Source organism: Liquorilactobacillus vini DSM 20605, assembly GCF_000255495.1.
GTDB lineage: Bacteria > Bacillota > Bacilli > Lactobacillales > Lactobacillaceae > Liquorilactobacillus > Liquorilactobacillus vini.
This window is the reverse complement of sequence record NZ_AHYZ01000204.1, coordinates 1-11,877: the sequence shown is the minus strand read 5'-3', so window position 1 is coordinate 11,877 and position 11,877 is coordinate 1. Positions and strand designations below refer to the sequence as shown.

Genomic DNA, 11,877 nt, shown 5'->3' with positions numbered 1-11,877 from the left:
TCATAATGAAATAAAAGCTTTAAGTAGGTGACTGGATGGAGATAATAGAAAAAGCTCCGGCGAAACTCAATTTGTTTTTAGATACCCCTTTTCGCCACCCAGATGGAGCGCCTGAATGGAAAATGATCATGACAACGATTGATTTAGCAGACTATGTTAAAGTTGTGACAGTCTCCAACACTAAAAAGATTCAAGTCGAAACCGACACCGGCTTTTTGCCGCAGGATCAAAAAAATTTAGCTTTTCAGGCAGCAATTCGATTACAAAAAAAATTTCGGATCAATCAAGGAGTTCAAATCAAGATCAAAAAAAAGATTCCTGTAGCAGCTGGAATGGGTGGCGGATCAACTGATGCAGCAGCTGTTTTACGGATTTTGAATCGAATTTGGCAATTGAAACTAAATTTAAATCAATTAGCTAAAATTGGTTTGACAATCGACTCTGATGTGCCATTTTGTATTTATAGTCAAACGGCTGCGATAACTGGGAAAGGTGAAATTCTTGAACCACTTCGACAGTTACCGCCAGTTTGGATCGTTTTGGCTAAACCCAAAGCCAGTGTTTCAACGGTCAATATTTTAAAGAAAATCCCATATCGTGAACTGCAGCATGGAGATTTTGTTCAAGCTAAAGCAGCTGTTCTAAAGCAAAACTTGCCAGACTTGGTTGGCGCAATGACTAATGTGTTAGAACAAGTGACGATCAATGAATTGCCACAAATTGCCAACTTGAAACAAAAAATGCTGGATTTTGGTGCTGATGTAGCCCAAATGACCGGGAGTGGGCCAACTGTTTTTGGAATTTGTTCTAAATTGTCACGAGCTCAACATATTGTCAATAGTTTAAAGGGGTTTTGCGAACAAGTTTATTTGGTTCAGTCGTGTCATTTGAATACGGACTATTTGTTGCCACAAAAATTTGAAAACCATTCGCAATATTAGAGTATAAAAATAATTTGATTTTAATCTTTCAGCATCAAGCAATTTAAACGGCAAATAAAAACAACTAGGCAAGTCAATTAGTCTTGCCTGGTTGTTTTTATTTGTGCTTAGCGATTTTAGGCTTGTTTTGTTCCAATTCAATTTGAGCGGTCTGCAGTTGCTGCTTGATTTGTTCAAAACCAGTTCCGCCAGCTGAGTTTCGCCGTTTGACAGCAATCTCAGGTTTTAATGCCGTGTAAACATCTTCTTGGATCAATGAACTATGACTTTGCAGTTCAGTTAATGAGAAATCTTGCAAATTCTTTTGTTTTTGAATCCCCTCAAAAACCAGTTCGCCAACTAAGCGGTGTGCTTGCCGGAAAGGCAGACCTTTAGCAGCTAAATAATCAGCTAATTCAGTAGCATTTGAAAAATCATGCTCAGTTGCTTGTTGCATTTTCTTTGGGTTGAGCGTTAAAGTCGATAGCATGCCGGTAAAAACCTTCAAGCTAGGAATAATTGTTTTGATGGTGTCAAAAACGCCTTCCTTATCTTCTTGCAGATCTTTATTATAAGCTAATGGCAATCCCTTAAGTGTTGTCAATAGGCCCAGTAAGTGGCCAAAAACCCGGCCGCTTTTGCCGCGAATCAATTCAGCCATGTCAGGGTTTTTCTTTTGTGGCATGATTGAACTGCCAGTTGAATAAGCATCACTCAAACTGAGATAGTTAAACTCATAAGAACACCAAAGAACAATTTCTTCACAAAAACGCGAAAGATGCATCATCAAAATTGAAGCATTGCTTAAAAATTCAACGACAAAGTCACGATCAGATACTGCATCAAGTGAATTTTGATAAATTTGGCTGAATCCTAATAAATTAGCTGAATATTTTCGATCAATTGGAAAAGTGGTGCCAGCTAGGGCAGCTGCGCCCAAAGGTGAAAGGTCGAGGTGCTTTTCACTAAAAGCAAAGCGCTCGGCATCTCGCTTAAACATTTGATAATAAGCAAGTAAATAGTGTGCGTAAGAAATTGGTTGAGCATGCTGCAAATGGGTATAGCCTGGCATGATAGTTGTAACATTAGCGCTCGCTTTCCTAACAATAGCTGCTTGCAATTCCCAAATGGCTTGCTGAATTATTGGTAGACGATTTTTCAAATAAAGATGCAAATCAGTTGCAACCTGGTCATTTCGGCTTCTGGCGGTGTGTAGCTTGCCAGCCACCGGCCCAATTTTTTGCGTCAAGAGCATTTCGATATTCATATGGATATCTTCGAGTTCGACATCAAAAGTTATTTTACCGGCTTGTAATTCATTCATTAAAGCCTTTAGACCAGTTTCAATTTTTTTTGCATCAATGGCGGAAAGAATTTTAGTATGTGCCAGCATTTGCACATGTGCTAATGATCCTTGCAAGTCTTCATAAGCCATTTGCTGGTCAAAACTGATTGAGGCACCAAACTTTTCTGCTAAGGCATCATTTTCAGCGGTAAATCTTCCACCCCATGGTTTATCGGTAACACTCATAGTTTAACCTCATTTTCTTGGTGATCGACTTGTTTAACAATGACTTTTTCTTTCTCCTTAGTAACTGATTTTAAGAAAGTTTGGCTGTCAGCTTTTTGCTGTACTTCATTTTTTGTTTGAACTTGAGCATAAACTTGACTTGGCAAGCCCCAAAGCTTAATGAAGCCAGCAGCTGCCGCTTGGTCAAATTCATCAGCAGACGTATAGGTTGCCAAATTCTTATCATAGAGTGAATAAGGCGATTTGCGACCTTCACAGATTACGTTGCCCTTAAAAAGTTTTACCCGAACGGTACCAGTGACATTTTTTTGCGATTCTACCAAGAAAGCCTTTAAAGCATCCATTAGCGGTGAAAACCATAAGCCATTGTAGATCAGTTCCGTCATTTTTTGCGTAATAACCGGTTTAAAATGAGCCATATCACGTTCGCTGGTTAAATCTTCAAGATCTTTATGGGCTTTGATCAAAACAGTTGCCGCTGGGCATTCATAAATTTCACGGGACTTGATGCCAACCAGCCGGTTTTCAACGTGGTCGATCCGACCAATACCATGCTCACCGGCGATTTTGTCGAGCTTCATGATCAAATTAGCCAATGAATAATGTTGACCATTAATTGCGACCGGAACACCTTGTGTAAACTCAATTTCAAGGATTTCTGGATTATCAGGTGTTTTTTCGATCGGCTTAGTTCGATCATAAGCGTCTTCGGGAGCACTGACCCATGGATCTTCCAAAATGCCGCATTCATTAGCTCTGCCCCACAAGTTTTCGTCAATTGAATAAGGACTATCAATATCGATTGGAACAGGAATGTTATGTTCTTTAGCATATTGAATTTCTTCTTCTCGTGACCAATGCCATTCCCGAATTGGATCTTCAATTTTCATTTCAGGAGCTAAAGCATGAATACCAACCTCAAAACGGACTTGATCATTGCCCTTGCCGGTGCATCCATGGGCAATTGCAGTAGCACCATATTTTTTGGCTGTTTCAACTAATTTAGTAACAATCAATGGCCGCGATAAAGCAGACACTAATGGATATTTGTTTTCATAGTAAGTGTGTCCTTGCAATGCGACGAGCGCATATTCTTTGGCAAATTCTTCTTTAGCATCAATTGTGATGGAAGCAATTGCCCCAACTTGGAATCCCTTAGACTTGACTTTTTCAAGGTCTTTGCCCTCTCCAACATCAATACAGCAAGCAATTACGTCGTAGCCCTTATCTTTTAACCAAGCAATTGAAACCGATGTATCTAAGCCACCGGAGTAAGCCAGCACAATTTTTTCTTTTTTCATAAGCGAAACCCCCAACAAATTTAATGTTGATTAGACTATAACACTTTTATGCAAGCAAAACAATAAATATTACAAAAAATAGCAATAAAAACGATATATAAGAATATTTATTCAAAAAATAATGGATATTCAATACTGAATGATTAAATTAATAGTAGTTGTTAACTCGACTTGACAAATTGATGTTTATCGGTTAAATTAAACTTATTCAATTTTAAGGAGCTTTTAATTATGAAAATTAGAATTATGCCAGTAAAATTGAATAAATTTTATTACTTTTGGTTTTTTCAGGAGTGTTTGTAGCCTAAGATTAGGGTGCAAACACGTAAAGAGTGTTGCACCTGTGATGAAACCAGAAGCTGTTTGCTTTGACAACAACAAGGCCACACAGATGTAAAAAAATCTGCAGGCTTTGCTTGAAATCTAATTGGAATTTGAACTAAGCCTGAAGATCATACTTCGGGCTTTTTATTTTGAATCAAAAAAGGAGAGGATTTAAATGGGCAACCTACTAGTTAGTCATCTGAAAAAAGAGCTGTCGCTGTTGCAGCCATCAGATATTCGTGAATTTGATGCCTATGCTTCAAAAATTCCGGGAATCATTAAATTCACAATGGGTGAACCGGATTTTAATACGCCGGAGCATATCAAACAAGCAGCTATCAAAAGTATTGAACAAAATCAGACTCATTACGCTCCATCTAATGGTACTTTAGAACTGCGCAAGGCGGCAGCTAAGTTTTTGGCAACTAAGTACCAACAAAATTATGATCCAACTAGTGAAGTGATCATTACCAATGGAGCAACGGAGGCGATTTACACTGCACTGACGTCGATTCTAAATCCAGGTGATAAGGTTATTATTCCAACGCCAATCTTTCCGCTTTATATTGCAATAACAACTTTAAATCAAGCAGAACCGGTTCTAGTTGATACCAGTCACACTGGTTTTAAACTGACACCAAAAAGACTTCAAGCTGAGTTAGTCAAAAATGGCTCAGCAGTCAAGGCCGTCGTCTTGAATTATCCTTGTAATCCGACAGGGGTAACTTATAGTCAGGCAGAGTTAGATCAATTAGCAGCAGTTTTAAAGGGTAAACCAATTTTTGCTGTTTGTGACGAAATTTACAGTGAATTGAATTATGATCAGCCCCATGCCTCGATGGTCAAAGCGCTCCGGGAACAAACGATTTTGTTAAATGGTGTTTCAAAATCACATGCTATGACAGGCTGGCGGATTGGTGTGCTCTGTGCACCAAGAGAAATTACAGCTGAACTAGCGAAAGTTCATCAATTTACAATTACTACAACCGCTACAATGGTACAAGCAGCCGCAGAGGAGGCATTTAAAAATGGCTTGAATGATAGTTTGCCGATGAAAGCGGAGTATCAAAAACGACGTGACTATTTGTATGATAAACTAACAGCGCTTGGTTTTGAATGTGTAAAACCGCAAGGAGCATTTTACTTATTTGCTAAAATTCCAACCGGCCTAATTCAAGATGATCAGAAATTTATTTATGATCTAGCTGCAAAAGCTCATGTTGCAGTTATCAGCGGAAGTAGTTTTGGGCCTGGCGGTGCAGGATATCTTCGCATCAGTTATGCAGCAAGTTTGGAAAATATCCAAGAAGCAATGAGAAGATTGGACAAATACGTCACAGAACAAAGAAATTAGGAGTGAAAAAAGTATGAAGATTTTAATGTATAGTGTTAGAGATGACGAACAAGCGGCAATTAATGAATGGCAAAAACGTCATCCAAAGGTGCAAGTGGATATCAACTCAGTTCCCTTGCATTTGAAAACGGCTAAGTTAGTTAATGGCTACGATGGTTTGGTAGTTCAACAACGTGGAAAAATTGAAAAAGAAGTTTATCCAATATTGAAAGCTGCCGGCTTAAAGCAAATTGCTTCACGAACAGCTGGCTTTGATATGATTGATATCCAAGCCGCTAAAGAAAATGATTTAGTTGTTACTAATGTTCCTGCTTATTCGCCGCGGTCAGTTGCTGAATTAGCATTGGCCCATACTATGCGCTTGATCCGCAAGTTGGAATTGTTTGATCAGCGAGCTGCTCGACAAGATTTTCGTTGGGCCGGCTTACAAGCTAAGGAGATTCATTCTTTAACAATAGGCATCATTGGTGCTGGGCGAATTGGCGGAACAACTGCTCAGCTATTCCATGCATTAGGAGCTAAAGTAATTGCCTATGATTTAAAACCACGCCCAGAATTAGAAAATATTTTGACTTATATTACAAAAGAGGAGTTGTTGAAACAAGCAGATGTTGTTTGTTTACATGTTGATTTAAATCCGTCTAGTGTTAATTTGATGGATGAGACAGCTTTTTCTTTGATGAAACCAACAGCTTATTTAGTCAATGAATGTCGTGGCCCGGTGGTTGATACGGCAGCCTTGATTAATGCCTTAAAAACACAACACTTGGCTGGAGCAGCCTTAGATACATTGACGGGTGAAGAAAACTTTTTTAATTTTAATTTGGAAAATCAGCCGCTTCCCAGTGAAGATTTGATTGAACTAAGAAAAATGGAGAATGTGATTTTGACACCGCATGTAGGCTTTTTTACTAATATTGCAGTTCAAAATATGGTTGATATCAGTCTTGAAGATGTTTTAACAGTTTTAGCTGGTAAGCAAAGTATGCATCAAGTAAATTAAGAATAGTAGAAATTAATTGATTAAGCGCTTCAAAGCCCCAAAGCTTGGGTGCTAAGTTAGCTTTTCGAAAGTGTGGATAAAACCACTCTTTTTTAATACCAGGATTCCGAATGTTTAGTTATAAGTGACAATATTAGCGAAAAATTAAATTTTAATAAAATTAAAAGAATAGAAAACGAACATTAGCTTTTTTTTGAATGCAAAAAAGCAAAAAAGAGCGTATAATAACTCCTGAATTAGTTTTTAATCAGATAAAGTGGAGGAGTTAATTTGAAGACAAGAAGAAGTGATCGGTTGATTGATATGACCAGATATTTGTTAGAGCGTCCGCATACTTTAATCTCACTGACTTTTTTTGCGGAACGTTATGAGTCAGCTAAGTCATCGATCAGTGAAGACTTAGCAATCATTAAGCGGACTTTTAAATATCGAGGCATTGGTAGTTTAGAAACCATTCCGGGAGCAGCTGGAGGAGCAAGATTTACCCCTTCGATTGATGAGCAAGAAGCACGTGATTTTATTTATCAAATGACTGAACGACTTTCTGAACGTGACCGCCTATTGCCCGGTGGATATGTTTACTTGTCTGATCTTTTAGGACGACCCGATGTTTTACGGCAGGTTGGTCGGGTAATTGCTCGTCAATATCTTGATAAACAAATTGATGCAGTAATGACGGTTGCTACTAAAGGAGTACCAATTGCTCAAAGTGTTTCAACGTATTTAAATGTACCGTTTGTTATTTTGCGTCGTGATTCAAAGATTACTGAGGGTTCAACGGTTTCAGTAAATTATGTTTCGGGCTCTAGCGAACGAATCGAAAAAATGGAACTGTCTAAGCGGAGTTTGAAACGCGGCTCACATGTCTTAGTAGTTGATGATTTTATGAAGGGTGGGGGAACAGTCAATGGCATGAAGAGCATGATTGAAGAGTTTGAATCCGAATTAGTCGGAATTACGGTTTTTGCTGAAGCGGCTTTTGAGGGTCATCGGATGGTCAATGATTATACTTCTTTGTTAAAAGTCGATCAGGTAAATACGCTTGATAAAACGATTCATGTCAGTCCTGGCAACTATTTGGAAAAAGTTTTTGGAAAATAAAAATAGCGCACTGACCGCAATTTTAACGGTGTGCTGTTTTTTTGTGCTTAGTTGACTGCCATCCTTGCAGTCAATGGCGGTCTAATGTATCATGATTGAGTAAGTTTAGTAATTAATTTTAGAGGAGATTTTAAGAATGACTGCATACGCAATTATTTTGGCAGCAGGTCAAGGAACGAGGATGAAATCAAAATTATATAAGGTCCTCCATCAAGTTTGTGGAAAATCAATGGTCGAACATGTTTTAAGTCAGGTTAAACAGCTTGATCCTGATCAAATTGTGACGATTATTGGTCACGGAGCAGACAAGGTTAAAGCAACTTTGGCCGGACAAACTGAATTTGCTTTGCAAAAGGAACAATTAGGGACAGGCCATGCAGTTTTACAGGCGGAAAAGATTTTGGGTCAAAAACAAGGTGTGACTTTAGTTGTTTGTGGCGATACACCTTTACTTAAAGCAGCGACTTTCAAGCAATTAATGGCTTATCATCAAAAGCAGCAAGCAGCAGCAACAATTTTAACAGCATCTGCTCCAGATCCAACCGGTTATGGTCGGATTATTCGTGATCGAACTGGCGCGGTTGCTAAGATTGTTGAACAAAAAGATGCAACTGTTCAAGAAGCTGCGGTGCAGGAAGTCAATACCGGGGTTTATTGCTTTGACAATCAGGCTTTATTTCAAGCTTTGCATCAGATCACCAATCAAAATGCTCAGCATGAATATTATCTGACTGATGTGATTGAGATTTTTAAGCAGGCTAAGCAGACGGTTGCTGCTTATCAAATGGCAGATTTTAGTGAATCAATGGGTGTTAATGATCGGGTTGCTTTAGCGCAAGCAACAGCTTTGATGCGTCAGCGGATCAATCGGCACTTAATGGAAAATGGTGTGACTTTGATTGATCCATCAACCACTTATATTGATGCTGATGTGCAAGTTGGCGCAGACACAGTGATTGAACCAGGCGTTGTTTTGCGTGGACAGACGATCATTGGTCGTGACTGTTTAATTGGTGCTCATTCACAAATCAGCGACAGTCTTTTAGCAGACCGTGTGACAGTAACAGCTTCATATTTGGAAGGTGCACAAATGGAGAGTGGCAGTGATATTGGTCCGTACAGTCATTTGCGGCCGCAAGCTAAGATCGGGCCGGCGGTGCATATTGGAAACTTCGTCGAGATTAAAAAAGCTCAAATTGGTAAGGGAACCAAGGTCGGTCATTTAACTTACGTTGGTGATGCTACTTTAGGTCAGCACATTAATGTCGGCTGTGGCTGCGTTTTTGTCAACTATGATGGAATCAATAAACATCATACCAATGTTGGCGATTATTCTTTCATCGGCAGTGCTTCAAATCTGATTGCACCACTGGAGATTGCTGATCATGCTTATGTGGCAGCTGGATCGACCGTGACTGATGATGTGGCAGCACATGATATGGCAATTGCGCGCGGTCGGCAGGTCAACAAAAAGGGCTATTATGATCGTTATCCGGTTGCTCAGGCAGCTAAGCAGGCAGCTGCAAATGAAAAAAGCAAAAATAAGTAGCTTTAATTAGTGATTGCGCTTGATTTTTAAATTTTTTTTGCATAAGATTATTAAAGAATAAAGATTTATGGAGGATAACATGTCTGGACAAATTGCTGATCCTAAGCTAAAAATATTTGCTTTAAATTCTAACAAGCCATTGGCAAAAAGAATCGCTGCTGCAGTTGGGGTATCATTAGGGAAAACATCAGTTGACCGATTTAGTGATGGTGAAATTCGTATTAATATTGAGGAAAGTATTCGTGGAGATGACGTTTTCATTATTCAATCAACTTCAGCTCCGGTTAATGATAATCTAATGGAATTATTAATCATGATTGATGCTTTACGACGTGCAAGCGCGGAAAAGATCAATGTGGTGATTCCATATTACGGTTACGCGCGTCAGGATCGTAAAGTTCGACCACGTGAGCCCATCACGGCTAAATTGGTTGCTGATATGATTGTTAAGGCTGGTGCTGATCGTGTGGTAGCGTTGGATTTGCATGCAGCACAGATTCAAGGATTTTTTGATATTCCGGTTGATCATTTAATGGGGGCTCCATTATTAGCAGATTACTTCTTAAATCAAGGATTGGAAAAAGATGCAGTTGTTGTTTCTCCTGATCATGGTGGTGTTACACGGGCTAGAAAGTTAGCTGAGTTTTTAAAAGCACCGATTGCTATCATTGATAAACGGCGCCCTAAAGCCAATGTGGCTGAAATTATGAATATTATTGGTTCAGTTGATCAAAAACGCTGTATTTTAATTGATGATATGATTGATACGGCCGGTACGATTACTTTAGCTGCCCAAGCATTGAAAGATGCTGGAGCAACTGAGGTTTATGCTTGTGCAACTCATCCGGTTTTATCGGGGCCAGCTATTGAACGTATTGAAAATTCACCAATCAAAAAATTAATTGTCACAGATTCAATTCAGTTGCCAGAAGATAAGAAAATTGAGAAGTTATTGCAGGTTTCGGTTGGTGATTTGATTGGCGATGCGATTAAGCGGATCTATGAAAATAAAGCGGTTAGCCCACTCTTTAAAAATCGTTTTCACAAGGATTGATTTTGAACGATAATAAATGAAATGACCCTTAACAGCTTAGTTGTAAACTAGCTTTTGAGGGTCATTTATTAAAAATTCTTAAAACTCTTGATAAATTGCTGGATCTTGGTTTTTGGTGCGACCATTGACTTGATCTAAATTGGTAATTTGTGTAACTTCTGCTGGTGATAGCGCAAAATCGAAAACAGCCAAGTTTTCTCTTTGGCGACCGGTCGAACTGGATTTAGGAATTATTCCAACGCCTAATTGAAGTTCCCAGCGCAAGATTATCTGAGGAACTGTTTTGTGGTACTTTTGAGCAATTTTTTTAATCACGGGTTCTTGCAAAACAGCATTTGCTCGACCTAGTGGACTCCAGGCCTGAGTGATGATTTGCTGTTCTTGATCGAATTTTCTTTGTTCAGGTTGTGACCAATAAGGATGTAGCTCTACTTGATTGACCACTGGCAAAATACCAGTTGCTTTTTTTAATCTTAATAAATGCTCCGGCAAAAAATTTGAAACGCCAATTGATCTTACTAGGCCAAAGCGTTGGGCATCGATCAGTGCCTGCCAAGCTTCTAAATATAAATTCTCTTTCGGGTTCGGCCAATGGATCAAATATAGATCAAAATAATCTAGTTGCATCCGAAAAAGCGACTCTTGAATCGTGGTAATGGTTTCTGAATAACGATGATGTCGACCTGGGAGCTTGGAAGTGACAAAAATTTCTTCACGTGGAATAGAGCTGCGAGCAATTGCTTGACCAACGGTGCCTTCATTTTCATAATTAACGGCTGCATCTAAAAGTCGATAACCATTTTGGAGAGCTTGGATAATGATATTTGCTCCAGCCGTTCCGTTTAATTTATAGGTTCCAAAACCGACAGTTGGCATTTCATTACCATCAGCAAGTTTAAAAGTTTTATTTATTAGCAAATTATTCTCCTACTTTTAGTGAATTTAAATTCGTTTGATCAGTTGAAATTTTTGGTTAAGTTGACTATGATTTTCGAGAGAAGCACTATCAAAAACATAATACATCTTTTTGTCATTTTTATCTTTAACTAACAAAAGTTCATGATTACTTTTTTGATGATAGATTTGTGCTGCAACATAGGCACTGTGATAATCATAGCTACTAGCAATTGCTTGTCCTGGATTGAACAAAATATCTTCACTCATTTTGATCTCCTCCTCGTAAAACTTGAATCATGATTCAGTTTAATTGTAGCATGAATTAGTTTCAGTCAAGATTATTTAGAATTAAAGTCAACAAATTTTTACATAACAAAGATTGGGGATTTAAATGCAAAATTTACCTACTGGTTACATAATTCATAACAAATCAGGTTTGACTATCTTTTATTTTTTTATTTCGATTATTTTGAATAGTCTTGGCAATGCTCTGACGGTTTCATTAAACTTAGGCAGTGCTTTGTGGACAGCAGCAGCAGTCAATTTAGCTCATGCAACACCACTTTCTTTAACATGGCTGTTGTTGTTGGAAGGTTTTTTGGCAATTGGTCTGAATGTTTTATTTTTGCATCAATTTGATGGTCGTCGCATTTTAGGAAATCTGATTTTTATGTTTTGTTTTGCCTACTTAGTTGGGCTGCTTTCCAAATTACTTTTGCAGACTGCAATCGTAAATTTCAATTTAGGAGCCCGAATTTTTCTAGATTGTTTAGGAATAATTTTAATTGCGATTGCAATTTCAATTTATCAACGGGTTAATGTCATCTTGCATCCTTGTGATGA

General features: G+C 38.4%; 11 protein-coding genes. 7 read left to right on the top strand and 4 right to left on the bottom strand.

Features of this window, described 5'->3' with window-relative positions:
* Positions 1-35 precede the first annotated feature (35 nt).
* Positions 36-941, top strand: a complete 906-nt coding sequence (gene ispE / locus ON15_RS10925; RefSeq protein ID WP_010581528.1) for a 4-(cytidine 5'-diphospho)-2-C-methyl-D-erythritol kinase — start codon at positions 36-38, stop codon at positions 939-941.
* Between the two features lie 97 nt (positions 942-1,038).
* Here the strand turns inward: ispE and argH are convergent, their stop codons facing one another.
* Positions 1,039-2,451, bottom strand: coding sequence for an argininosuccinate lyase (gene argH, locus ON15_RS10920; protein WP_010581527.1), 1,413 nt, complete (start codon positions 2,449-2,451; stop codon positions 1,039-1,041).
* Complete coding sequence (locus ON15_RS10915) at positions 2,448-3,752, bottom strand: argininosuccinate synthase (protein ID WP_010581526.1); 1,305 nt, start codon at positions 3,750-3,752, stop codon at positions 2,448-2,450. Before ON15_RS10915 ends, argH begins: the two co-directional genes overlap by 4 nt.
* 499 nt (positions 3,753-4,251) lie before the next feature.
* Between ON15_RS10915 and ON15_RS10910 the strand changes: the two genes are divergently transcribed.
* The 5 genes from ON15_RS10910 (at position 4,252) to ON15_RS10890 (ending at position 10,137) form a co-directional block, all read left to right on the top strand.
* Complete coding sequence (locus ON15_RS10910; RefSeq protein ID WP_010581525.1) at positions 4,252-5,430, top strand: aminotransferase class I/II-fold pyridoxal phosphate-dependent enzyme; 1,179 nt, start codon at positions 4,252-4,254, stop codon at positions 5,428-5,430.
* A 13-nt stretch (positions 5,431-5,443) separates the two neighbouring features.
* Positions 5,444-6,433 (top strand): D-2-hydroxyacid dehydrogenase, encoded by a 990-nt coding sequence (locus ON15_RS10905; RefSeq protein ID WP_010581524.1) that lies wholly within the window; start codon positions 5,444-5,446, stop codon positions 6,431-6,433.
* A gap of 270 nt (positions 6,434-6,703) precedes the next feature.
* Positions 6,704-7,534 (top strand): pur operon repressor, encoded by an 831-nt coding sequence (gene purR, locus ON15_RS10900; RefSeq protein ID WP_010581523.1) that lies wholly within the window; start codon positions 6,704-6,706, stop codon positions 7,532-7,534.
* 136 nt (positions 7,535-7,670) lie between these two features.
* Positions 7,671-9,083 (top strand): bifunctional UDP-N-acetylglucosamine diphosphorylase/glucosamine-1-phosphate N-acetyltransferase GlmU, encoded by a 1,413-nt coding sequence (gene glmU, locus ON15_RS10895; RefSeq protein ID WP_010581522.1) that lies wholly within the window; start codon positions 7,671-7,673, stop codon positions 9,081-9,083.
* A gap of 79 nt (positions 9,084-9,162) precedes the next feature.
* Positions 9,163-10,137 (top strand): ribose-phosphate diphosphokinase, encoded by a 975-nt coding sequence (locus ON15_RS10890; protein ID WP_010581521.1) that lies wholly within the window; start codon positions 9,163-9,165, stop codon positions 10,135-10,137.
* A 78-nt stretch (positions 10,138-10,215) separates the two neighbouring features.
* Here the strand turns inward: ON15_RS10890 and ON15_RS10885 are convergent, their stop codons facing one another.
* Positions 10,216-11,013, bottom strand: coding sequence for an aldo/keto reductase (locus ON15_RS10885; protein ID WP_050999232.1), 798 nt, complete (start codon positions 11,011-11,013; stop codon positions 10,216-10,218).
* 66 nt (positions 11,014-11,079) lie between these two features.
* Complete coding sequence (locus ON15_RS10880) at positions 11,080-11,301, bottom strand: hypothetical protein (protein ID WP_010581519.1); 222 nt, start codon at positions 11,299-11,301, stop codon at positions 11,080-11,082.
* A gap of 124 nt (positions 11,302-11,425) precedes the next feature.
* Between ON15_RS10880 and ON15_RS10875 the strand changes: the two genes are divergently transcribed.
* A partial coding sequence (locus ON15_RS10875; RefSeq protein ID WP_010581518.1) for a hypothetical protein occupies positions 11,426-11,877 on the top strand: 452 nt, incomplete at its 3' end.